Annotated in this window: 23 protein-coding genes and 1 tRNA gene; 16 read left to right on the forward strand and 8 right to left on the reverse strand. The window is 62.8% G+C overall.

Annotated elements, in window-relative coordinates; genetic code table 11:
• Positions 1–67: 67 nt before the first annotated feature.
• The 3 genes from ACZYHG_RS09045 to ACZYHG_RS09055 form a co-directional block, all read right to left on the reverse strand.
• Complete coding sequence (locus tag ACZYHG_RS09045; RefSeq protein ID WP_464613493.1) at positions 68–910, reverse strand: transporter substrate-binding domain-containing protein; 843 nt, start codon at positions 908–910, stop codon at positions 68–70.
• Positions 911–1274: 364 nt separating this feature from the next.
• Positions 1275–1625 (reverse strand): Atu4866 domain-containing protein, encoded by a 351-nt coding sequence (locus ACZYHG_RS09050; protein ID WP_464613494.1) that lies wholly within the window; start codon positions 1623–1625, stop codon positions 1275–1277.
• Positions 1626–1627: 2 nt separating this feature from the next.
• Positions 1628–2356 carry an SDR family oxidoreductase gene (locus ACZYHG_RS09055; protein WP_464613495.1) on the reverse strand — a complete coding sequence of 243 codons (729 nt, stop codon included), beginning with the start codon at positions 2354–2356 and terminating at the stop codon, positions 1628–1630.
• Between the two features lie 111 nt (positions 2357–2467).
• On the opposite strand from ACZYHG_RS09055, the gene ACZYHG_RS09060 reads away from it, so the two are divergent.
• The gene (locus ACZYHG_RS09060) at positions 2468–3361 is read left to right on the forward strand and encodes a LysR family transcriptional regulator (protein ID WP_464613496.1); all 894 of its coding nucleotides are present in this window, start codon (positions 2468–2470) and stop codon (positions 3359–3361) included.
• A 6-nt stretch (positions 3362–3367) separates the two neighbouring features.
• Here ACZYHG_RS09060 and ACZYHG_RS09065 read toward each other — a convergent pair whose 3' ends face one another.
• The 3 genes from ACZYHG_RS09065 to ACZYHG_RS09075 form a co-directional block, all read right to left on the reverse strand.
• Positions 3368–3619: a GIY-YIG nuclease family protein gene (locus ACZYHG_RS09065; RefSeq protein WP_464613497.1), complete on the reverse strand. Its 252-nt coding sequence runs from the start codon at positions 3617–3619 to the stop codon at positions 3368–3370.
• Between the two features lie 94 nt (positions 3620–3713).
• A tRNA-Ser gene (locus ACZYHG_RS09070) sits at positions 3714–3803 on the reverse strand.
• A 137-nt stretch (positions 3804–3940) separates the two neighbouring features.
• A complete protein-coding gene (locus ACZYHG_RS09075) occupies positions 3941–5035 on the reverse strand; it encodes a serine hydrolase domain-containing protein (RefSeq protein ID WP_464613498.1) in 1095 nt (364 codons plus the stop codon).
• Between the two features lie 242 nt (positions 5036–5277).
• Between ACZYHG_RS09075 and ACZYHG_RS09080 the strand changes: the two genes are divergently transcribed.
• The 4 genes from ACZYHG_RS09080 (at position 5278) to ACZYHG_RS09095 (ending at position 7602) form a co-directional block, all read left to right on the forward strand.
• Positions 5278–5970 (forward strand): 50S ribosomal protein L21, encoded by a 693-nt coding sequence (locus ACZYHG_RS09080; protein WP_464613499.1) that lies wholly within the window; start codon positions 5278–5280, stop codon positions 5968–5970.
• A 98-nt stretch (positions 5971–6068) separates the two neighbouring features.
• Positions 6069–6338 carry a 50S ribosomal protein L27 gene (gene rpmA, locus ACZYHG_RS09085; RefSeq protein WP_027031700.1) on the forward strand — a complete coding sequence of 90 codons (270 nt, stop codon included), beginning with the start codon at positions 6069–6071 and terminating at the stop codon, positions 6336–6338.
• Between the two features lie 121 nt (positions 6339–6459).
• Positions 6460–7047 carry a GNAT family N-acetyltransferase gene (locus ACZYHG_RS09090; protein ID WP_027031699.1) on the forward strand — a complete coding sequence of 196 codons (588 nt, stop codon included), beginning with the start codon at positions 6460–6462 and terminating at the stop codon, positions 7045–7047.
• A 21-nt stretch (positions 7048–7068) separates the two neighbouring features.
• A complete protein-coding gene (locus ACZYHG_RS09095) occupies positions 7069–7602 on the forward strand; it encodes a GNAT family N-acetyltransferase (protein WP_464613500.1) in 534 nt (177 codons plus the stop codon).
• Positions 7603–7609: 7 nt separating this feature from the next.
• On the opposite strand, the gene ACZYHG_RS09100 is transcribed toward ACZYHG_RS09095, so the two are convergent.
• Positions 7610–8479 (reverse strand): endonuclease/exonuclease/phosphatase family protein, encoded by an 870-nt coding sequence (locus ACZYHG_RS09100; protein WP_464613501.1) that lies wholly within the window; start codon positions 8477–8479, stop codon positions 7610–7612.
• Positions 8480–8611: 132 nt separating this feature from the next.
• Here ACZYHG_RS09100 and obgE point away from each other — a divergent pair, with 132 nt between their 5' ends.
• From obgE to ACZYHG_RS09130, 6 genes are all read left to right on the forward strand, one after another.
• Positions 8612–9643: a GTPase ObgE gene (gene obgE, locus ACZYHG_RS09105; protein ID WP_464613502.1), complete on the forward strand. Its 1032-nt coding sequence runs from the start codon at positions 8612–8614 to the stop codon at positions 9641–9643.
• A 4-nt stretch (positions 9644–9647) separates the two neighbouring features.
• Entirely contained in the window at positions 9648–10784 is a 1137-nt protein-coding gene (gene proB / locus ACZYHG_RS09110) for a glutamate 5-kinase (protein ID WP_464613503.1), read from the forward strand.
• Positions 10785–10787: 3 nt separating this feature from the next.
• Positions 10788–12074, forward strand: a complete 1287-nt coding sequence (locus ACZYHG_RS09115; protein ID WP_464613504.1) for a glutamate-5-semialdehyde dehydrogenase — start codon at positions 10788–10790, stop codon at positions 12072–12074.
• A gap of 249 nt (positions 12075–12323) precedes the next feature.
• Positions 12324–12911 carry a nicotinate-nucleotide adenylyltransferase gene (locus ACZYHG_RS09120; RefSeq protein WP_464613505.1) on the forward strand — a complete coding sequence of 196 codons (588 nt, stop codon included), beginning with the start codon at positions 12324–12326 and terminating at the stop codon, positions 12909–12911.
• Between the two features lie 13 nt (positions 12912–12924).
• Entirely contained in the window at positions 12925–13695 is a 771-nt protein-coding gene (locus ACZYHG_RS09125; RefSeq protein WP_464613506.1) for a glycosyltransferase family 32 protein, read from the forward strand.
• Positions 13696–13807: 112 nt separating this feature from the next.
• Positions 13808–15106 (forward strand): MFS transporter, encoded by a 1299-nt coding sequence (locus tag ACZYHG_RS09130; RefSeq protein WP_464613507.1) that lies wholly within the window; start codon positions 13808–13810, stop codon positions 15104–15106.
• Here the strand turns inward: ACZYHG_RS09130 and ACZYHG_RS09135 are convergent, their stop codons facing one another.
• Complete coding sequence (locus ACZYHG_RS09135) at positions 15107–15958, reverse strand: mechanosensitive ion channel family protein (RefSeq protein WP_464613508.1); 852 nt, start codon at positions 15956–15958, stop codon at positions 15107–15109.
• Between the two features lie 242 nt (positions 15959–16200).
• Between ACZYHG_RS09135 and rsfS the strand changes: the two genes are divergently transcribed.
• The 5 genes from rsfS (at position 16201) to ACZYHG_RS09160 (ending at position 21337) form a co-directional block, all read left to right on the forward strand.
• Positions 16201–16578 carry a ribosome silencing factor gene (gene rsfS, locus ACZYHG_RS09140; RefSeq protein ID WP_464613509.1) on the forward strand — a complete coding sequence of 126 codons (378 nt, stop codon included), beginning with the start codon at positions 16201–16203 and terminating at the stop codon, positions 16576–16578.
• Positions 16579–16649: 71 nt separating this feature from the next.
• Positions 16650–17132 (forward strand): 23S rRNA (pseudouridine(1915)-N(3))-methyltransferase RlmH, encoded by a 483-nt coding sequence (rlmH, locus tag ACZYHG_RS09145; protein WP_464613510.1) that lies wholly within the window; start codon positions 16650–16652, stop codon positions 17130–17132.
• A 205-nt stretch (positions 17133–17337) separates the two neighbouring features.
• The gene (locus tag ACZYHG_RS09150) at positions 17338–18699 is read left to right on the forward strand and encodes a murein hydrolase activator EnvC family protein (RefSeq protein WP_464613511.1); all 1362 of its coding nucleotides are present in this window, start codon (positions 17338–17340) and stop codon (positions 18697–18699) included.
• Position 18700: 1 nt separating this feature from the next.
• Positions 18701–20032 carry a S41 family peptidase gene (locus tag ACZYHG_RS09155; protein ID WP_464613512.1) on the forward strand — a complete coding sequence of 444 codons (1332 nt, stop codon included), beginning with the start codon at positions 18701–18703 and terminating at the stop codon, positions 20030–20032.
• A gap of 123 nt (positions 20033–20155) precedes the next feature.
• Positions 20156–21337 carry a divergent polysaccharide deacetylase family protein gene (locus ACZYHG_RS09160; RefSeq protein WP_464613513.1) on the forward strand — a complete coding sequence of 394 codons (1182 nt, stop codon included), beginning with the start codon at positions 20156–20158 and terminating at the stop codon, positions 21335–21337.
• The last annotated feature ends 4 nt before the right edge of the window (positions 21338–21341 follow it).

The following is a 21341-nucleotide window of genomic DNA, read 5'->3' on the forward strand; positions in this document are numbered from 1 at the left end:
TACGCATCGACGGGCTGATCCCCCTCAATGCAAAACGGGAGCAGCCTTGGCTGCTCCCGTTGCGACATTACTTGGTAATGTCGATCTTAAACCACTGCATCGAGTATTTCGACACCGAGCCGTCATCGAGAGCGGCCTTGAGCGCCTTGTTGTAGATATCCTGCAGGTCCTTGTCGGTCTTGCGGAAGGCAGCACCGATGCCCGGTCCAAGGATCGGACCGCCCTTGAACTGCGGCCCGACAAACTCAAGGTCCTTGGCGTCGGGCTTGGCCAGCGTGCCGAGGAAGTAGGTGGTGTCGGCGAAGGCCACGTCGAGGCGCCCGGCCATCAGGTCGAGGTCATGCTCGTCGGTGGTCTTGTATTCATGGACGTTGGCGACATCCTTGAGATATTTGTCGGCAAAAGTCGCCTCCGTGGTCGAAACCTGCAGGCCGACATTCTTGCCGGTCAGCTCCTTGCGCAGCGTATCGAGCGCCGCCTTGGATTCGGCGTCGTCCTTGGAAAGATCGATCATCTTGCCGCTGTTGGACAGCTGTGCCAGCGGCCCACTCTTGTCGGCAAGGAAAGCCACCGGCGATGAGGCATAGGGGATCGAGAAGTCGATGGTCTTCAGGCGCTCATCGGTGATCGACATGCCGTCCATGACAACGTCGAACTTGCCCGCGGTGAGGCCGGGAATAACGCCGTCCCAGTCCTGTGCCACGATGTTGCATTCGAGCTTCGCGCGGGCGCAGACGTCGTTCAGTATGTCCACTTCGAAGCCGACGATCTTGCCGCTGGCGTCGGTCTGGTTCCACGGGGCGTAGGAGCCCTCCATGGCAACCGTCACGGTCTTCCAGTCCTTGGCCAACGCCGGGGTTGAACAGGTCAGCGCCAGCGCGACAAGCGCAATCCAACGTGATGATGTCACGATACTTTCTCCCATTTTTGTTCTTGGAACCCTCAGATACCAATTGCTTAGCCTAGCCCCAATTCCCCTACAAGTGCTGTTTTCCGCTCCGCATCGAGCGAATTTCTTGACTCTGCAAGGGTGCAAGTTCTGCGGCACGGGGAAAACCCGGCGCGATGACGGGGTCACCTTGCTAAGCTACTGTCTCGCTGCGGTAAGCTATCGCGCGGTGCGGCCCACTGGCTGTCTACAGCCTTCGCCCTTGCGCCATTGCTGTGCGTGATCAGCGCCAGGCCTGTCATCAAGATCTCGTGAACCGGCGAGGTCCACGAAGTCACTTTGAAAGCCCGGGCACGTTTCAAGGGCGAATGGTCCGGTACAGGCTTCATCGGCGCGGGTAGAGGATCATGCCGGCATGATGCAGGACATCATCGATGAAGTCGCCATCGGCGGTGAAACCGGTGTCGTCCCAATAGTCGATGTGGTTGCCCGTGACGACATAGCGGCCCTGATAGGCCTTTTCACGCTTTCCACGGGCTTCGACATAGCGGCCGTTCGGCAGCAGTTCATGGCGGATAAGGCCGTCTTCGGTCAGCCAAAGGCCGGCATAATTGTGCGGTTGGTTGTTCATCTTCTTCTCTTCCTCGGCAATGGCAAATTGGGTTGATATCAAATAGAGCGACGTCGCAATGATGAGGCTGCGCATCAGAGCAGGATGGATCCTGCCCGGGGTCATGCTCAGTGCGCCGCCCGTGTCGGACGCACGACGATCTCGTTGACGTCGACGTCGTCGGGCTGCTCGATGGCGAAACGCACCGCCCGGCCGATGGCATCCGGCTGCAGCGCAATCGCGCGGTAGGTCTTCATCGCCTGAGCGGCAATCGTGTCGGTGATGGTGCCGGCCAGTTCGCTGTCGACCACGCCGGGATGGATGCAGGTGACGCGGATGTCGTCCCGCTCCTGTCGAAGGCCGTCGGAGATGGCCCGCACCGCATATTTGGTGGCGCAATAGACGGCGGCCGTCGGCGAGACGGTCAGCGCGCCCACCGAGGCGATGTTGATGATGTGGCCGGCTCCCCGCGCCGTCATCTGCGGCAGCACGGCGGCGATGCCGTGCAGCACGCCCTTGATGTTGACGTCGATCATGCGGTCCCACTCGTCGACCTTCATCGATGCCATCAGCGACAGCGGCATGATGCCGGCATTGTTGACGATGACGTCGACCTGCCCCCAGGCTTGGTGTGCTGCTTCCGCGAAGGCGGCGACATCGGCCCGGTCGGTCACGTCGAGCCTGCGGGTCATCACTTGCCCGCCCTTCGCCCGGATCTCGTCCGCCAGTTCTTCCAGCCTGTCGGTGCGGCGTGCACCCAGCATCAGCCTGGCGCCGGCAGCTCCGAGCTCTCGCGCAATGCCGGAACCAATCCCGCTGGAGGCCCCGGTGATGAGAACGACCTTGTCCAGTGTCATTGCAAAAATCCTTTCGTCTTCAATGGGATCAAGATTGCCAGGAATGTATGTCTCGGCCATTGTTGCGATAAGACGTCCAATTGTTATCACGATGGAAAGCTGAGCTAACCAATGTTGCCTGATCTCAATATGCTTTCGGTGTTTGCGCTCGTCGCCGAGGAACGCAGTTTCCGGGCAGCGGGCGAACGGCTTGGTGTCAGCCGCTCGGCGGTCAGCCAGACGATCCGGCGGCTGGAGGAAAACCTCGGCATCGCGCTGATTTCGCGAACGACGCGCAGCGTCAGCCTGACCGAGGCGGGAGAGCAGCTGTACGACGATGTGGCGCCGGCCATCGCCGACATGCGCGCGGCGCTCAGCCTCACAGAGCAATGGCGCGACCGGCCGCGCGGGCAGTTGCGCCTGGCCGTCTCCTCGATCGCCGAGCGCTTTCTGTCCGGCCCGTTTCTCGCCGGCTTCACCGAGGCCAACCCCGAAATCCAGCTCGACGTCACGGTGACAGACGAGGAGTTCGACATCGTGGCCGAAGGCTATGATGCGGGTGTCAGGCTGGGAGAGGTCATCGAACAGGACATGATCGCGGTGCCGGTCGCCGGCGACGAACGGCAGCTGACGGTCTGCTCGCCTTCCTATCGCGACCGCTCCGGCATTCCCACGCATCCCGCCGACCTTGCGGGGCACCGCTGCATCGGCTGGCGGCCTTCACCCAAGGCGGTTCCCTATCGCTGGGAATTCACCGAGGACGGCAAGGATTTCAGCGTCGCGGTCGCGCCCGAAATCACCACCAACGACATGGCGCTGATGATCAAGCTGGCCGTGGCCGGTGCCGGTATCACCTTCGGCATGGAAGAGAGTTTTCGGCCCTTCATCAAGCGGGGGGAACTGGTTCCGATCCTCGATGACTACTCTCCGCGCTTTGCCGGTTTCTATCTCTATTATCCGAGCCGCCGGAACGCCGCGCCGAAATTGCGCGCCCTGGTCGAGCATCTGAAAAGCAGTGAATGGTGATCGCCGTCAGTCGGCTTCTGTCCGCCAAAAACGCTTGCTTGCGAAGGCTTTGCCCGATCCTGTTTTGAAGTATCGCTCAAGTTGCAGTGCGTTGGCCTCGGTTTCAACCGCAACGTAGGTTTTCAAGACTGCAGGCAGATAGGCCTTGGTCGATATCACATGGCCCGATCGATGCGATTCAAGCCGGCGTCGGAGGTCGTTTGTCGATCCGACATAGATATCGCTGTTACGGAGCTCTAGGAAATCCACATACCACATGGTCCCCCTACGCTACTTCGTAGCTTAGGGCGACACTCCTACGCCCGATTGCGTTTTCGGGTGGCCTGCCACCCGAAGCCCGCAGGGCGTAGGGTGGCGGAGAGGGAGGGATTCGAACCCCCGATGGGCTTGCACCCATGCCGCATTTCGAGTGCGGTGCATTCGACCACTCTGCCACCTCTCCGCGGTCATGGTCGGCCGTTGCCGGCGCGGCGCACTAGATAACGGCTGAACGGGCAGGTTACAAGGCCAAATCCGCCGATATTTGGCTTGTCATCCGGCCTGCCGGGCAAGCAGCGGATTCAAGGCGGTATTTGCCGGTCACTGGCCCGGTACAGCATAGGCGGCCTTGGCGGTCATCGCCGCAATGACGCTTTTCTCCAGGGCGCCGTAGACCTTGCCGTCATTCTCGCCGGAAAAGATCACCACGGTTGCATAGCCGGCCTCGTTGACGAAGAAGAACGAACCGCCGGTCTTGGGGTAATCGGGCATGTGATGGTGCAGCAGGCCATCATGGTAGTACTGGGTACCGAAGGCGGTGTGCTTCATACAGACGCCGACGGCGTAGCTCGGACTGCCTTGGAAACGCGGGCAGGGCGCCTGGGTCTGCGGCGATTTCTGCCCCTTGGCATAGCCCGGATCGCCCGGCAGGGCGTCGAGCCATTGGCGTGTCGTCGGGCCGAGAACGCCGGACTGCTTGTCGAAGGCGTAGAGGAATTTGGCGTAGTCCTGCGCCGAAATATCCCAGCCGCCATTCGGTCCCCGAGCGACAAGCGTGTCGTCGATGGCGCCGGCATTCGCCGGCATGCCGAGTTTTGTGAAGACCTTGCCGCAGACAGCGCCGTAGGCCTGGTTGCCGAGCACCTGTGCCACGTAACCCAAAATGAGATAGCCACTGTCGCTGTAGGAGATCGTGCTGCCGGGGGCGAAGTCGAGCATGGCCTGTGTCGCCGACTTGAACGAAGCGCTGACCGAATGGTCGTTCTTGTCGTCGAAGGCGTTTTTGGTCAGGCCGGCGCGATGGGTGAGCAATTCGTCGATGGTGATGGTGGTAAAACGTGGATCCGTCGGCGCGTTGGCGCCGTTGTTGCGCTTGAAATAGCCGGACAGCACGCTGCCCAGCGTATCCGTGAACGCCAGCCGCTTGTCATCGACCAGACCGGCAATGCAGACGCCGGTGATGGCTTTCGACAGGCTGGCGATCGGGTGCCGTTCTGTCGGTTTCCAGCCATGGTCGTAGGAGCCGACCAGGTTCTGGTGCAGCGCGACGACAACCTCGGCGTCCGCGATGTGATGGTCCTTCATCCATGCGGTGACGACGCCATCGACGCTTTCGGCGACCGGATTCGGTGTAGCCAGCGCGGGCCGCCATGTCAGCAGCATCAAACAGAGGCAAAGTCCCGACCAGCCACGCATCCCAGCCTCCCCCGACTGCAAAAGCTGGAGCATGTTGACACGGCCGGCCCGCGCCGGCCAATAACAGTCTCGGCAACGGCTGTTTGCCTTGACTCACCTCCAACCTTCGGTTAGGGACAGCGCGCAATCGGCGTGGAGGGTTCTTCCACGCCGCTTGTTTTTTGAACCCGCAGACTGACAAAAAGACGGCCGAACCGCCAGAGGCGGTTCATCAAGGCCGACCGAACAGCGAAAGGCAAAAAATGTTCGCAGTCATTAAAACGGGCGGTAAGCAGTATCGCGTTGCCGCCAACGATCTCCTGAAGATCGAAAAAGTCGAAGCCAATGTCGGCGATATCGTCGAAATTGGCCATGTTCTCGCGCATGGCGAGGGCGAAAATGTCACGTTCGGCGCGCCGTTCGTCAATGGCGCTCTGGTCACCGCCGAAGTTGTCGAACAGGGCAAGAACCGCACGGTCATCGCTTTCAAGAAGCGCCGCCGTCAGAATTCGCGCCGCAAGATCGGCCATCGCCAGCTTTTGACCACCGTGCGGATCTCCGAGATCCTGCTGGATGGCGCAAAGCCGACGAAGACGGCCGCGGTGAAGGCACCGAAGAAGGAAGCCAAGGCAGAGGTTGCTGCCGAGGCGAAGGCCGAGGCCGCGCCTAAGGAAGCCAAGGCCAAGAAGGAAGCTGCCCCCAAGGCGGAAGTGACGGCCGAGACGGCTGCCGCACCGCTGTTCAAGGCGCCGAAGGGCGAGCCGGACGATCTGACCGTGATCAAGGGCATCGGCCCGGTTGCAGCCAAGGATCTCGCCGAGCAGGGCATCATCACCTTCGCGCAGCTCGCCAAGCTCTCCGACAAGGATGTCGCCAAGATCGACGAGCACATGCCCTTCAGCGCCGACCAGATCAAGGACTGGCGCGAACAGGCCAAGGAACTGGCGAAGAAGTAATTTTTCCGGCGAAACATCAGCCGGATCGGACTTGAAACGGAACGCGAACGCGTTCATAAGGCCTTTTAGGCGCCTTGCGGCGCAACGGAGTTAGTTAGATGGCACACAAGAAAGCTGGCGGCTCGTCGCGCAACGGTCGCGACTCGCATTCCAAGCGTCTGGGCGTGAAGAAGTTCGGCGGCGAAGCCGTCATCCCGGGCAACATCATCATTCGTCAACGCGGCACGACCTGGCATCCGGGCGTCAATGTCGGCATCGGCACTGATCATACCCTTTTTGCGCTCGAATCCGGCGCCGTGACCTTCAACAAAAAAGCCAATGGCCGAACCTACGTATCGGTCAACCCGATTACCAAAGCCGCGGAGTAGCCGGTTCCGCACTAGAACACCGGCGCCCCATCTCGGGAACCGGTGTCTGGAAAAGCCAGGAAAAGGATCAGGGGAGATGGGTTTCCATCTCCCCTTTTTCTTGCGCCTGGAGGACTTTCAAATGGTTGCCGAAGCTGAAGACACCGACGACGAAAGTTACGCGATAGACTGCCCGGTGCTGGTCACCGAGCGCATGGTGATGCGTGCGCCGTGCGAAGCCGATGTCCCCCAGCTGGTCGAGCTTGCCGACAACCGTCATGTCGCCGAAATGCTGGCGCGCATGCCTCACCCCTATGGCGAGGCCGAGGCGCGTGCCTTTCTCGCCATGACCCGGTCGCGCCGCGCCGGCATCGCCTATGCGCTGACGCTGGCCGGCACCGACACCTTTGTCGGCTGCGCCGGCTTGAACACCACCGATCGCGGACTGGAACTCGGCTACTGGATCGGCGAGCCCTACTGGAAGCGTGGCTATGCGACAGAAGCCGCCCACGCGCTGGTCGACCTTGCTTTCCAGAGCACGACGATCCAGGTGCTGCATGCTTCGACGCGGGTCATCAATCCGGCCTCGCGTCGGGTGATCCATAAGTGCGGCTTCCAGTATGCCGGCCAGGGCATGCTGAACTCGATCGTCGCCGGCCAGGTGCCGGTCGAGCGTTACCGGCTTGACCGCAAGACCTGGACCAGCCTCAGAAACTGGGTCCACTTCTGATGTACGGCGTTGGTGAAGCCAATGGTTGATGGCCGCGGCGATGTCGAAACGGTCGCGATCGTGCCGTTCGCGCCGGAGCATATCGAAAGCTTTCATCACGCGCTCGATATCGTTTCGCGTGAGCGAAAGTACTTGTCCTTTCTTGAGGCGCCACCTCTGGATGAAGCCAGACGGTTTGTGGTGGACCGCATCGCGAGAGGCGACCCGGGCTATGTGGCCGCCATGAGTGGCGAGGTTGTCGGCTGGTGTGACATCACTCGCCACGATCGGCCCATACACGCCCATCGCGGTGCGCTTGGTATGGGCATTGTCCCGTCTTATCGCGGGCGCGGCCTTGGGCTGAAGCTCATCAATGCAACCGTGGCGCAAGCGCGCAAAGCCGGCTTTGTCCGTATCGAGCTTTTCGTGCATTCCGATAATGCCCGCGCAATCGCTCTTTACGACAAGGTCGGTTTTGTCAGGGAGGGCGTGCAACGCGATGCTGTCTATATCGATGGGGAATACCGCGATGCGATCGTGATGGCGATTGTTGAACGCGAAAATGCCGTTGGGTGAAAGGCTGTCAGCCCAGTTCGACCCACACGGGCAGGTGGTCTGAACCGGTCGCTTGCCGATCGACCCAGAGGCGCTTCAATGATCGGGCGAGCGAGGCGCTGGTGAAGACATAGTCGAGGCGCTTGTGGCGGCTGGCGTTGGTGGGGTCTTCGGGGTCGACCCAGCTGACGAGATCGTCGCCGGTGGCGTTGAGGCGCATGGCGGCATCGACGGCGAAGTCGGCGGTCAGCGGCATGCCGAATTCATGGTCCGGCCGGCCGGCGAGTTCGACATATTCGGGCGAGCCGGCCAGCATGTTGAAATCGCCCATGCCGACAAAGGCTTCGGGATGTGGCAATTCCGGCAGGCCGATCTCGGCGACGCCGGAGAGCGCGCCGCCTTCGAGCGCATAGTTCAGCATGCGCTGACGCAGGAACTGGATCTGGCTGGCGCGTTCGACCGGGCTGCGGTGATCGAGATGGATGGAATAGAAGCGAATGAAACCAAGCGGTGTCTCGATCAGCGCTTCCAGCGCGCCGCGCTGGAAGTTCATCATCTCGAAGCTGCGGCTGCGCGGCAAAAGCAGGTTGCGCGACAGATGAATGGGTGTTTTCGACAGCATCATGTTGCCGAGCTGGAAGGTCGTTGTGATGGCGCGGCCGTTCTCGATGCGCGAGCCGATATTGGCCTCGAAATTGCTGCCGTAGACGGCGAAATAGTCGGGCAGCGCCTCGCCGATCTCGGCGACCATGTCGCGGCTGCCGTTCCGCGGATTGTTGCGGGTGACCTCCTGCAGGGCGATGACATCCGCGCCGCGCACGGCATCAGCGATGCGCGCGACATCGTACTGCCCGTCAAGACCGATGCCGTACTGGATGTTGTAGGTTACAAGCTTCATACCGATATTCCTCCGGCCGATCCCAAGCGGCCCTCGTCACAAAACAGCCTCGCCCTTCGCCGCGCCTTGGTTTAGATCAAGGCGAAATGTTTAGAGCAATGCCGCAAGGCCAATAAAAGAAACTGCAATCCCATGAAATTTCTTGATCAAGCCAAGGTCTATGTCCGCTCCGGTGACGGAGGCGCCGGTTCGGTGTCGTTCCGGCGCGAGAAATTCATCGAGTTCGGCGGTCCGGATGGCGGCGATGGCGGCCGTGGCGGCGATGTCTGGCTGGAAGCGGTCAATGGGCTGAACACGCTGATCGACTATCGCTACCAGCAGCATTTCAAGGCCAAGACCGGGGTGCACGGCATGGGCCGCAACATGACTGGCGCCAAAGGTGCCGACGTCACGCTGAAGGTGCCGGCCGGAACGCAGGTGTTCGAGGAAGACAATGAGACGCTGATCTGCGACCTCACCGTGGTCGGTCAGCGCTTCCTGCTCGCCAAGGGCGGCAATGGCGGTTTCGGCAACCAGCATTTCAAGACCTCGACCAACCAGGCGCCGCGCCGTGCCAATCCCGGCCTTCCCGGCGAGGAGCTCAACATCTGGCTGCGGCTGAAGCTGATTGCCGATGCCGGGCTGGTCGGGCTGCCCAATGCCGGCAAGTCGACTTTCTTGGCCGCCGTCACCGCGGCCAAGCCGAAGATCGCCGACTATCCGTTCACGACACTGCATCCCGGCCTCGGCGTTGCCCGGATCGATGCGCGCGAATTCGTCATTGCCGACATTCCCGGCCTCATCGAAGGTGCACATGAAGGCGTCGGCATCGGCGACCGTTTCCTTGGCCATGTCGAGCGCACACGTGTGCTGCTGCACCTGGTTTCGGCGCAGGAGGAAAACCCGGGCAAGGCCTACAAGACAGTGCGCGCCGAGCTCGAGGCCTATGGCAACGGGCTGACCGACAAGGTCGAGATCGTGGCACTTTCCCAGGTCGACACGCTCGACGCCGATGCGCGCAAGAAGAAGGTCGCTTCACTGAAGCGAGCCGCCGGCCGCGCGCCGATGCTGCTGTCCGCCGTCACCGGCGAGGGTGTCGAGGCGGTGCTGCGGGGGTTGATGACGGTGATTGCCGAGGCGCGTGCACTGGCCACTCCGGTGGTCGAGACGCGCTGGGACAAGTAAGGCCATGCAGTCGCTGAGAAAATACCGGCGCATCACCGTCAAGATCGGCTCGGCGTTGCTCGTCGACCGGGCGAGCGGCCTGAAGCGCGACTGGCTGGCTTCGCTCGCCGACGACATTGCCCAGCTCGCCCAGGGTGGCGCTGAGATCCTTGTCGTGTCGTCCGGCGCCATCGCGCTTGGCCGCACCATCCTTGGGTTGGGCAAGCGGGCACTGAAACTCGAGGAGAGCCAGGCGGCGGCCGCCGTCGGGCAGATCGCGCTCGCCGGTGCCTGGTCGGATGCGCTCGGCAAAGGCGCGCTCAAGTCGGGTCAGATTCTCTTGACCCTTGGCGATACCGAGGAGCGCCGGCGCTACCTCAACGCGCGCGCCACGATCTCGACGCTGCTCAAGATGAAGGCGGTTCCGGTCATCAATGAGAACGACACGGTGGCGACCTCAGAAATCCGCTATGGCGACAACGACCGGCTGGCCGCGCGCGTCGCGACGATGATGGGCGCTGACCTCCTGGTGTTGCTCTCCGACATTGACGGGCTCTACACAGCGCCGCCGGCGCGCGACCCCGATGCAAAATTCATTCCGGTGGTCGACCGCATCACGCCCGATATCGAGGCGATGGCGGGAGCGGCCGCTTCCGAACTGTCGCGCGGCGGCATGCGCACCAAGCTCGACGCCGGCAAGATCGCCACCGCCGCCGGCACCGCCATGATCATCACCTCGGGCACAAGGCTGTCGCCGCTGATGGCGATCGAGCGCGGCGAGCGTGCCACCTTCTTCAAGCCGAGCGCCAATCCGGTGAAAGGCTACAAGACCTGGATCGCCGGCCAGCTCGAACCGGCCGGCCGGCTGACGGTCGATGCCGGCGCCGTCGGCGCGCTCACATCGGGAAAATCGCTGCTGCCGGCCGGCGTCAAGCTGGTCAGCGGCAATTTCTCGCGCGGCGATACGGTGGCGATCCTGTCCCCCGAGGGCCGCGAGATCGCGCGCGGGCTGGTTGCCTATGATGCCGCCGATGCCGTAAGGATCGCTGGCCTGAAGACGGCCGAGATCGAAAACGTGCTCGGTTACGAAGCGCGTTCGGCGATGATCCACAGGGACGACCTTGTGGTGAGTCACGCTGGGGGCGACATAAGCGGAGGATGAGCCATGCTGAAGCTGCATGAAAAATCCGGGGATGACACCGTGGTGCTGATGGCTGACATCGGCCGCCGTGCCCGCGCCGCTGCCCGACCGTTGGCCGTCGCCACCACCGCCGCCAAGAATGCCGCACTTCGTGCCATGGCAGACGCGATCCTTGCCCGTGAGCAGGACATTCTCGACGCCAATGCCATCGATGTCTCGAATGGCCACGAATCCGGGCTGTCCGGCTCTTTCATGGATCGGCTGAAGCTCGATCCGGCACGTATCCGCGCCATGGCGGACGGTATTCGCGAAATCGCTGCCCTGCGCGATCCGGTCGGCGACGTGATCGCCGCGTGGGAGCGGCCGAACGGTTTGCAGATCGAGCGCGTGCGCACGCCGCTCGGCGTCATCGGTGTCATCTATGAAAGCCGGCCGAATGTGACGGCGGACGCCGGCGCGCTGTGCCTCAAGGCCGGCAATCCGGTGATCCTGCGCGGCGGCTCGGATTCGCTCAATTCGTCGTCCGCCATCCATGCCTGCCTGGTCGAAGGCCTGAAGGCCGCCGGCCTGCCGGAAGACGCCATCCAGCTGGTGCCGACAACCGACCGCGCTGCTGTCGGCGAAATGCTCAAGGGGCTTGGCGGGACACTCGACGTCATCATTCCGCGCGGCGGCAAAAGCCTGGTCGGACGGGTGCAGAGCGAGGCGCGGGTGCCGGTCTTTGCCCATCTCGAAGGCATCTGCCATCTCTACATCGACCGGTCGGCCAATCTCGACATGGCGGTGAAGATCGCCGTCAACGCCAAGATGCGGCGCACCGGAGTCTGCGGTGCGGCAGAGACGCTGCTGGTGGATCGTGCGGTGGCATCAACCCATCTGGTGCCGATCCTCGACGCGCTGCGCGCGGCCGGCTGCGAGATCCATGCCGATCAAGAAGTGCTGAAGCTGTTCTTCGATGCCAAGCCGGCTGATGATGCCGACTGGGTGACGGAATATCTCGACGCCATCATCGCGGTGAAGCTGGTCGACGGCATCGGTGGTGCGATCGAGCATATCGAGACCTTCTCCTCGCACCACACCGAGGCGATCATTGCCGAGGACCGCCAAGCGGTGGAACGGTTCTTCAACGAGATCGATTCGGCGATCCTGCTGCACAATGCCTCGACGCAGTTCGCCGATGGCGGGGAGTTCGGCATGGGCGCCGAGATCGGCATCGCCACCGGCAAGATGCATGCGCGCGGCCCGGTCGGCGTCGAGCAGCTGACCTCCTTCAAGTACCGCGTGCACGGGTCGGGACAGGTGAGGCCTTGAAGCTTTTCGTTCCTAGAGCCTGAGGCGTTGCGCGCGCGGACCCCCCTCTGCCCTGCCGGGCATCTCCCCCTCAAGGGCGGAGATTTGATGTTGTTTCGGGTTTCGCCAATCGCTGCCTTCGCAGAGTTTCTGACGTCAATAAAGTTGCCAATCTCCCCCCTTGAGGGGGAGATGTCCGGCAGGACAGAGGGGGGCGCCTAGCACCATGCTGTCCTCCCCCAGCCCCCCGTCCCCTCCCGTTATCTCAAAATGCCGCATGCCGAAAAAGGCCTGGCCGTCGGCCTGTTCGGCGGCTCGTTCAACCCGCCGCATGCCGGCCATGCGCTGGTCGCTGAAATCGCGCTCAGGCGTCTGGCGCTCGATCAGCTGTGGTGGATGGTGACGCCGGGCAACCCGCTGAAGAGCACGCGCGAACTGGCGCCGCTGACTGAACGGCTGCAGCTGTCGGAGAAGATCGCCAAGAACCCGAAGATCAAGGTCACCGCTTTCGAGGCCGCGCACAATGTGCGCTACACCGCCGACACGCTGGCACTGGTCAAGGCGCGCAACCCCGGTGTCGAGTTCGTCTGGATCATGGGCGCGGATAGTTTGCGCGATTTCCATCGCTGGCAGCGCTGGCGCGAGATCGTGCTGACCTTCCCGATCGCGGTCATCGACCGCCCGGGTGCCACGCTGTCCTTCCTGTCATCGGTCGTCGCCAAGACCTTCGACTATGCCCGAATCGATGAGGGCGATGCGCCGCTGCTTGCCCGCATGCAGGCGCCGGCCTGGACCTTCATCCATGGTCCGCGATCATCGCTGTCGTCGAGCGCGATCCGCAGGATGGCAAAGTCGTGAGGGGGTCGGCATCATGACCGATCCGGGCCTGCCGGCAGTCCACGCAATCTGGATCGGCGGGCCGCTCGGGCCGATGCATGTCGCCTGTCTGAAATCCTTCCTCAGGATCGGCCATCGCACGGTGCTGCACGTCTATGACGATCCGGGGGATGCGCCGCTTGGCGTCGAACTTGCGGATGCCGCCGAGATCCTGCCGCGCGAGCGCATCATCGTGCACAGGAACGGCGGTTATGCGCTGTTCGCCGATATTTTCCGCTACAAGCTGCTCGCCACCGGGGCCGAGATCTACATCGACTGCGACATGTTCTGCGTGCGTCCGCTGGAGCGCCGGCCCTACATGTTCGGCTGGGAAAGCCAGACCCGCATCAACAATGCGGTGCTCAGCCTGCCAGTCGGATCGCTGATTCTTTCCGATCTCGTCGAGACGGTCGATCACCCCAAGCGTTTTCCCGAATGGTACTCCTGGAGCAAGCGGCTGCGCTTCGGCGCCTTGCGGGCAATTGGCAAGCTCAAGGGCTTCGAGGATATGCCGCATGCCTCGATCGGGCCGCCGCTGCTGACGTATCTGGTGCGCAAACACGGCCTGCTCGACCAAGCCTCGCCGATGGATGTCTTCTATCCCAACATCGAAGGCAGGGGCACGCTGCTCGATCCGAAAAAGACCATCGCCGATCTGGTTACCGCGCAAACGCGGGCGATCCATCTCTGGCATGGTTCGCTGTGGAAGCTGCCGCTGGCGGACGTGCCGCCGACATCGCCGCTAGGGGAAATACTGGCGATGTAGGGACGGGCAAGCCGCTCCGGAGACAGGGCAGTCCGTCCCGGGAACCGGGCGCCGCCCGGTCATGTCGCTTTTATCGCTTCCTTTGCCCATTTCCTGGGCAATCCTGACCAGCATGCCAATCCCTGAGAAAAACCGCACCGAGGTCGACCGCGAACCGGGCAACACGCCGACGCCACTGATCGCGATTGCCAGCGTCATCGTGTCGATGGCGCTGATCGCCGTCGGCAATGGGCTGATGTTTGCCTATATCCCGGTGAGGCTCGGTGTCGAAGGCTTCGATCCGACCTGGGCCGGGCTCATCATAACCGGCCTGTCAGCCGGCGGCCTAGCCGGCTGTATCCTCACCGGACCGCTGGTGCGCAGGGTCGGCCATGCTCGCGCCTTCATGGTGCTGTCGGCGCTGATCGCGCTGGCCAATGCAGCCGTCGGTGCTGGACCGCACCCGGTTTTGTGGATCGCCGCCCGCGCCCTGTACGGCTTTGCCATATGCGGCCTGTTCATCGTCGCGCAGAGCTGGCTCAACGATGCCGTCGCCAATGCCATACGTGGACGGGTGATGGCCTTTTTCTACGTCGCCTATGTCGCTGGGCTTGGTGTTGGCTACGCCACGCTGGCGCTGGTCGATATCAAAACCGCGGATGCGCCGTTGATTGGCATCGTCTTTACAGCGCTTTCGATCCTGCCTGTCGGGTTGACCAGGCTTGCCCAGCCGCCTGCGCCGCAGGCGGCTTCGGTTGCGCTGCGTCGTGCCTGGCGGATTTCGCCGGTCGGCGTTGCCGGCATGCTGGCGGTCGGCGGCTTGTCAATGTCGATTGCCGGCTTTGCGCCGATCCATGCCACGGCCAAAGGCTATAGCCAGGCCGATGTGGCGCTGCTGCTTTCGGTGATGCCGCTCGGCACGTTGCTCCTGCAGCTTCCGTTCGGCTGGATTTCCGACCGCACCGACCGCCGCTATGTGCTGATCGGGGCATCGGCGCTCGCCGCGGTGGCCGGCATGTTCGCGCTCGGCTTCGATGGCGGCGCGCTGCCGGCGCTGCTGGTAATCTATGTCTTATGGGACGGCGCTTCGGAATCGATCTATTCGCTGTCCAGCGCGCATGCCGCCGACCGTGCCGGCAAGGACGACATGGTGGCGCTGTCCAGTTCGCTGCTGTTTGCCTGGTCGCTGGCCGGCTTTGTGGTGCCGGGCTTCGTGACGGCGCTTTCGGCTGTCTTCGGCACACAGGCCTTCATTTATGTGTCAATCATCATTGCGTGCGTCTTCTGCCTGTTTGTGTTGTTGCGTGTGTTCACGACGAGGCCGGTTCCCGCTACGGAAACCGGTAGTTTCGCGCCGATGACGGCACAGGCGCCGCTGCCGGTGGAACTTGCTTATGCGCCGGACGAGCAGGACCGGCACCGGGGAATGTGACTACTGCCTGCGCGCTTCCGGTGCCGGTGCTTCCGGCGGTGGCAGGGGGATCGATATGCCTTCGCTATCGAACTCCTGCTTGGCGCGCTTGGTGAGATCGGTCTGGGTGGCGAAGAAATCCGCTGATGATGTCCAGTAACGCAAGGTGATCGAGACGGTGCTGTCGCCCAAGGTCGCGACGAAGGCGAACGGTGCCGGTTCGCGTCTAATACGACGCTCGGCGCCGGCAAGGGCAAGCAATGTTTTCTGGGCGCGGTCGATGTCGTTCCACGAGCCGATCGAGAGCGTGATGTCGGCGCGGCGCACGCCGTTGCGCGAAAAATTGCGCACCGGCTGGTTCCACAGCGTCGAATTGGGCGCCAGGATGTAAACGCCGTCGGCGGTCCTGAGCTTGGTGGCGAACAGGCCGATTTCCTCGACCGAGCCTGATATGGAGCCGACCTCGACGGATTCGCCGATGCGGAACGGCCGCAGCGCCAGAAGCATGATGCCGGCGGCGATGTTTTGCAGCGTGCCTTGCAGCGCCAGACCGATGGCGAGGCCAATGGCGCCGATCGCGGCGATGATCGATGCCGTCTGCACGCTGAACTGGCCGAGAACCATGATGACCACCAGCACCAGAATGGCGTAACGGACGATCTTGGAGAAGAAATGCCGTAGCGTCTGGTCGAAGCCATGGATGTGGCCAAGGCCAGCGAAAATGGAGCGTTCGGCAAGTCCTGCAACGATATAGCCGACAATGAGCAAAATGACCGCACCAATGGCGGAAAAGGAGTAAGAAACAATCAGCGTGCTGAGCTGGGCGAGGCTGGCCTGGACGGTAAGAAGAGCGTTTTGCGGATCGATCGGCATGGTGGAATCCCGGTTGGTCGATGAGCCGATAACCCATGCCGGCCACCTGAGTTCCGATCTTTTCGGCGATGCGGCGGAACCACAGGGCCAACACGACGTTCGTGCGTGGCGGGTTCACGTCTTGAAACTGTCAGGGAACTCTGCCTATCTAAGTGGTGTCACCTGCTTTTGGGGGTGATTTGGTTGTTCTTGCTGCGAAAGGAAATACACTGAGAACAGCACTGCGGAAGAAGGCCGATATCATGCCTTCGCCGGCCAGGATCAGCGTAGACGACGCCGTGTCCCGTGCCATCAAGACAGTCCTTGCCAGTCTGGAAGACTCCAAGGCCGAAAATATTGTCTCAATCGACATTCAGGGGAAATCGAGCCTCGGCGACTACATGGTTGTCGCGTCGGGCCGATCGCACCGTCATGTCTCGGCTGTCGCCGACCATCTCCTCAAGGCGCTCAAGGATGCCGGCCTCGGCACGGCGCGCGTCGAGGGGCTGTCTGGCGCCGACTGGGTCCTGATCGATTCAGGCGATATTATCGTCCACGTCTTCCGCCCCGAAGTCCGCGAATTCTACAATCTCGAAAAGATGTGGCAGTCGCCGGATCTCGAGGAAGAGACACTTCACTAAGCTGCTTTGTGTCGTTGCCCAAAATCGATTTCAGCTTTGGGTGACATGCGCTAACGGCTTATAGAGGCGGGATGAAGATTTCAGTTCATGCCGTGGGCCGGATGAAAGCCGGCCCCGAGCGGGAGTTGGCCGACCGCTATTTCGAGCGCTTCGCCAAGAGCGGGCCTGCGGTCGGGCTCGAATTCGCGGGGATTACCGAGATCGCCGAGGGCCGGGCGCAGAGCGCCAGCGAACGTCAGCGTGACGAGAGCTCCAGGCTGCAGGCGCAGTTGCAGCCGGGAACGGCGTTGATCCTGCTCGATGAGCGCGGCAAGAGCCTTTCCTCGCAGGATTTCGCCAATCGCATCGGACAGTTGCGCGATGGTGGCCGTAAGGCGCTGGTTCTTGCGATAGGCGGCGCTGACGGTCATGATCCGTCGCTGCGCGACCAGGCCGAACTGGTGCTGTCGTTCGGCGCGCTCACCTGGCCGCATCAGCTGGTGCGGGTGATGCTGGGGGAGCAACTCTACAGGGTGGCGACGATCCTCTCCGGCCACCCCTACCATCGCTCGTGAGCCTGCCGCTACAGTTGCCGCCAGCCGTGATTCGTGCCTGTTGCCCGGATTTCCGCCCCAATGCCGCGCAAGATCGAAATCTCTGGTTTTTGTGCCTGTCGTTTCCCCAGAACAGGGACCATTTTTGGGCGACATGCATTCGGGGCGGGCTCTTCAAACATGGTTGATGGTTCGTTAACGATGCCGCGGATAGAGTCGATGGCGAATGTCTGAAGGCTGGAAATCGACACTGAGTTTATCACTAGGGGGCTCACCAAGTAGCTCCTGGCGCGCGCGCTGCGGCATCGCGGCAGCGGCGATCCTGTTGTCGTTGCATGCAACGCGGGCCGAGAACACGCTCGACATGGCGCCCGATCCGGACCAGAGCCGCGCCGAATATGAACAGGTTTCCAAGGAAATAACGCTGTCGTCGGAACGGCTGGCCAAGCTCGCCGCCGATATTGCCGCGGTCAAGAAGGACCACGCCTCTATCACCGCCGCGCTGATCCAGTCGGCAATGACCGAGCAGAAGCTTGGCCAGGACATCGAGGACATTGGCGCCAAGCTGGAGGGGCTGAAGGGCCAGCAACAGAAGATCCGCGCCTCGCTTGTGGCGAGGCGCGACGTGCTGGCTGAAGTGCTGGGCGCGCTGCAGCGCATGGGGCTCAACCCGCCGCCGGCGATCCTGGTCAAGCCGGAGGATGCGCTGTCGTCGGTGCGCAGCGCCATCCTGCTCGGCGCCGTGGTGCCGGAATTGCGCCAGCAGACCGATAGCCTGCTGGCCGACCTCAAGGAGCAGACCCGGGTGACGGCTTCGATCGAGGCCGAACGGGCGCGGCTGACGGATGCGGTCGGCGAGCAGACAGCGGAAAAGAAGCGGCTCGGCATGCTGCTCGAAGCCAAGCAGAAGCTCGAGGCCGACACGCAGGCGCAAATGGCGGCCGAGCAGCAGCGTTCCGAGCAACTGGCGGCCAAGGCCTCCAGCCTGAAGGATCTGATCGCGTCGCTCGAAGCGCAGGCCGACAAGACCCGCAAGGCCGCGGATGCCGCAAAGGCAGCCTCGGCCGGGGGTGACAAGACGGATGGCGACACAACGGCATCGCTGGCATCCTTGCCGGTCCCCGAAGGCAACCAGCTCACCGCGACAGCGCCCTTTTCAGCGCTGCAGGGGCAGATCGCGCTGCCGGTCACCGGCCGAATCAAACGCCGGTTTGGCGCTGATGACGGTAACGGCGCGGTGATGCTTGGAGACATGCTTGCGACACAATCGGGAGCCATCGTCACCGCTCCGGCGGATGGGAATGTGCTTTATGCGGGGCCGTTTCGCTCTTATGGTCAACTCTTGATCCTCAACGCTGGCGACGGCTATCATGTCGTTTTGGCGGGGATGAGCAGAATCAGTGTCGTGACCGGCCAGTCGGTGCTCGCAGGAGAGCCGGTCGGCGCGATGGGAGAGGCCCGGGTGGCAAGCACCTCGGTTTCGAAGAATGGAAATGCCACGCCGGAACTCTATGTCGAGTTCCGCAAGGATGGAAAACCCGTCGATCCGGCCCCATGGTGGGCGGACCGTTTTTCTGGAAGGACGTGAAATGATGCGGAAACTGTCGCTTCTGTTTGCCGGTGCGCTGATGGGCGCGTCCGCCATGAGCCTTGTCTATGGCGCTCCTGGCTCGTCGGCGAACGCTGCGGGGTCGGAGACCTACAAGCAACTGGCGATCTTCGGCGACATCTTCGAGCGGGTGCGGGCACAATATGTCACGCCGCCCGACGACAAGTCGCTGGTCGAGAACGCCATCAACGGCATGTTGTCCTCGCTTGACCCGCACTCCTCCTACATGAACGCCGAACAGGCGCAGGACATGCGCGTCCAGACCAAGGGTGAGTTCGGCGGCCTCGGCATCGAGGTCACCATGGAGAACGACTTGGTCAAGGTGATCACCCCCATCGACGACACTCCGGCGGCCAAGGCTGGCGTGCTGGCTGGCGACTATATCGCCAAGATCGACGGCGAAGAGGTTCGCGGCCTGACGCTCAACGACGCGGTCGAGAAGATGCGCGGCCTGGTCAACACGCCGATCAAGCTCACCATCCTGCGCCAAGGCGCCGACAAGCCGATCGAGCTGACGGTGGTGCGCGACATCATCAAGGTCAAGGCGGTCAAGTTCCGGGTCGAGAACGACATCGGCTACATGAAGATCACCTCCTTCACCGAAAAGACCTATGACGACCTCGAGAATGCCATCGACACCATCAAGAAGCAGGTGCCGGACGACAAGCTCAAGGGCTACGTGCTCGACTTGCGCCTCAATCCTGGCGGCTTGCTCGACCAGGCGGTGAGCGTGTCCGACGCCTTCCTGAAGCGCGGCGAGATCGTCTCGACGCGCGGCCGCGATCCAAAGGACGTCACCCGCTTCGACGCCAAGCCGAAGCAGGTCGACGACGTCAACGGCAAGCCGATCATCGTGCTCGTCAATGGCGGTTCGGCCAGTGCGTCTGAAATCGTCGCCGGCGCGCTGCAGGATTTGCGCCGCGTGACGGTGGTCGGCACGCAGTCCTTCGGCAAGGGTTCGGTGCAGACCATCATTCCGCTCGGCGAGAATGGTGCGCTCAGGCTGACGACGGCGCTCTATTACACGCCGTCGGGCAAGTCGATCCAGGGCAAGGGCATCACGCCCGACATCAAGGTCGACCAGCCGCTGCCGCCGGAACTGCAGGGCAGGGATTTGACCCGCGGCGAATCAGACCTCAAGGGCCATATCAAGGGTGCCGACGAGAGCTCGACCGGCTCAGGCTCGGCAGCCTATGTGCCGCCGGATCCGAAGGACGATCTGCAGCTCATCTTCGCCGAACAGCTGCTGCGCGGCCAGAAGACCGATCCGGCCTTCCCGCCCAATCCGGACAAGGCCGTTCTCAACCAGTAAGGTCAGTCTGGCCGGGTGAACGAAGCAATGCGATGCTGCCGGGACCGAAAGGTTCCGGCAGTTTGATTCGGGGGCAGGCGAGGCCCCGAGATGCGGCGCCAGGGTGCGCCCCGGGGACAGGGCTTGGCTGATATCGGCAAGGACATCGAACGCCCGCTTGGACAGACCGTCCGGGCGCCGCGTGCTGGCCGCAAGGTGAGCACCGGTGCGGCCGCCACGGCCGTTGTCATTTTGGCCGTGGTCGGCATTTCCGGGGCGATCGCGCTGAGGGAAAAGCCGTTTCGCAAGCCGCAAGAGGTCGCCGTCTCGACGCCGAAAGTGACTGCCGCGGCCGAGCCCGCTGCCGCGCCATCCGCTTTGGCTCCGGTCGTGGCGCCAAAGGTTGGAACGCCAACCAAGACCGGTGGTCCGCAGATCATCCATGTGCAGAAGGAGGAGGGCGATGGTCCTCCGCAGGCAGCCATCGTCATCCGTGATCCGTCTGCTGTCGGGCAGAACCTGAAGATCGCGCATCTTCCCGACAAGGCATTGATCGAAGCCAGCGACACCGGACCCTTGCCGATGCGCTCCGCCGACGGAAGGCGGCCGTTCGATGTCTATGCGCGGCCCTGGTCCGGCTCACGCGGCGCGCGCATTGCGATCGTCATCGGCGGGCTCGCCGTGTCGCAGACCGGCACCCAGGCGGCGATCGCCAGATTGCCGCCGGAAGTGACGCTGGCTTTCGCGCCGCAAGGCAACAGCATCGGCCGCTGGATGCAGGCCGCCAGGCAGGGCGGCCATGAGATCGTCATGCAGGTGCCGCTCGAACCGTTCGACTATCCCAACGTCAACCCCGGCCGCAACACGCTGACCGTGGCGGCGAGCGCGGACGAGAACATCAAAAACTTGCACTGGGCGCTGTCGCGGACGACGAACTATACCGGTGTCATGAATTATATGGGCGCGCGGTTTTCCGCCGACACGGCGGCGATGGAGCCGTTCATGGCAGAACTTGGCAAACGCGGCCTAGCCTATATTGACGACGGCTCGTCGGCACGCAGCCTGGCGCCCGATCTGGCGCTGAAGGACGGTGTGCCCTTCGTCGCCGGTGACATGGCGATCGATGCGGTGCAGGATCGCGGCGCCATCCTGAAGAAACTGGACAGTCTCGAAGCCACCGCGCGGGCAAAAGGCTCTGCCGTCGGCATCGGCTCGGCCTTCGACCTGACGGTCGACACCGTCACGTCGTGGATCGCCGAGGCCAAGAAGCGCGGCATTGAGATCGTGCCGATTTCTGCGGTGGCCATTGACCCGCAAAAGGGCTAGCCAC

It is taken from the genome of Mesorhizobium subarcticum, from assembly GCF_055456085.1.

What these genes read in the sequence shown, in the direction of transcription:
- rpmA (WP_027031700.1), top strand. Translation starts at nt 6,069, where the DNA reads ATGGCACACAAGAAAGCTGGCGGCTCGTCGCGCAACGGTCGCGACTCG.
- ACZYHG_RS09155 (WP_464613512.1), top strand. Translation starts at nt 18,701, where the DNA reads ATGATGCGGAAACTGTCGCTTCTGTTTGCCGGTGCGCTGATGGGCGCG.
- rsfS (WP_464613509.1), top strand. Translation starts at nt 16,201, where the DNA reads ATGCCTTCGCCGGCCAGGATCAGCGTAGACGACGCCGTGTCCCGTGCC.
- ACZYHG_RS09090 (WP_027031699.1), top strand. Translation starts at nt 6,460, where the DNA reads ATGGTTGCCGAAGCTGAAGACACCGACGACGAAAGTTACGCGATAGAC.
- proB (WP_464613503.1), top strand. Translation starts at nt 9,648, where the DNA reads ATGCAGTCGCTGAGAAAATACCGGCGCATCACCGTCAAGATCGGCTCG.
- ACZYHG_RS09080 (WP_464613499.1), top strand. Translation starts at nt 5,278, where the DNA reads ATGTTCGCAGTCATTAAAACGGGCGGTAAGCAGTATCGCGTTGCCGCC.
- obgE (WP_464613502.1), top strand. Translation starts at nt 8,612, where the DNA reads ATGAAATTTCTTGATCAAGCCAAGGTCTATGTCCGCTCCGGTGACGGA.
- ACZYHG_RS09115 (WP_464613504.1), top strand. Translation starts at nt 10,788, where the DNA reads ATGCTGAAGCTGCATGAAAAATCCGGGGATGACACCGTGGTGCTGATG.
- ACZYHG_RS09050 (WP_464613494.1), bottom strand. Translation starts at nt 1,625, where the DNA reads ATGACCCCGGGCAGGATCCATCCTGCTCTGATGCGCAGCCTCATCATT.
- ACZYHG_RS09055 (WP_464613495.1), bottom strand. Translation starts at nt 2,356, where the DNA reads ATGACACTGGACAAGGTCGTTCTCATCACCGGGGCCTCCAGCGGGATT.
- ACZYHG_RS09100 (WP_464613501.1), bottom strand. Translation starts at nt 8,479, where the DNA reads ATGAAGCTTGTAACCTACAACATCCAGTACGGCATCGGTCTTGACGGG.
- ACZYHG_RS09135 (WP_464613508.1), bottom strand. Translation starts at nt 15,958, where the DNA reads ATGCCGATCGATCCGCAAAACGCTCTTCTTACCGTCCAGGCCAGCCTC.
- rlmH (WP_464613510.1), top strand. Translation starts at nt 16,650, where the DNA reads ATGAAGATTTCAGTTCATGCCGTGGGCCGGATGAAAGCCGGCCCCGAG.
- ACZYHG_RS09130 (WP_464613507.1), top strand. Translation starts at nt 13,808, where the DNA reads ATGCCAATCCCTGAGAAAAACCGCACCGAGGTCGACCGCGAACCGGGC.
- ACZYHG_RS09125 (WP_464613506.1), top strand. Translation starts at nt 12,925, where the DNA reads ATGACCGATCCGGGCCTGCCGGCAGTCCACGCAATCTGGATCGGCGGG.
- ACZYHG_RS09120 (WP_464613505.1), top strand. Translation starts at nt 12,324, where the DNA reads ATGCCGCATGCCGAAAAAGGCCTGGCCGTCGGCCTGTTCGGCGGCTCG.
- ACZYHG_RS09065 (WP_464613497.1), bottom strand. Translation starts at nt 3,619, where the DNA reads ATGTGGTATGTGGATTTCCTAGAGCTCCGTAACAGCGATATCTATGTC.
- ACZYHG_RS09060 (WP_464613496.1), top strand. Translation starts at nt 2,468, where the DNA reads ATGTTGCCTGATCTCAATATGCTTTCGGTGTTTGCGCTCGTCGCCGAG.
- ACZYHG_RS09150 (WP_464613511.1), top strand. Translation starts at nt 17,338, where the DNA reads ATGTCTGAAGGCTGGAAATCGACACTGAGTTTATCACTAGGGGGCTCA.
- ACZYHG_RS09095 (WP_464613500.1), top strand. Translation starts at nt 7,069, where the DNA reads ATGGTTGATGGCCGCGGCGATGTCGAAACGGTCGCGATCGTGCCGTTC.
- ACZYHG_RS09075 (WP_464613498.1), bottom strand. Translation starts at nt 5,035, where the DNA reads ATGCGTGGCTGGTCGGGACTTTGCCTCTGTTTGATGCTGCTGACATGG.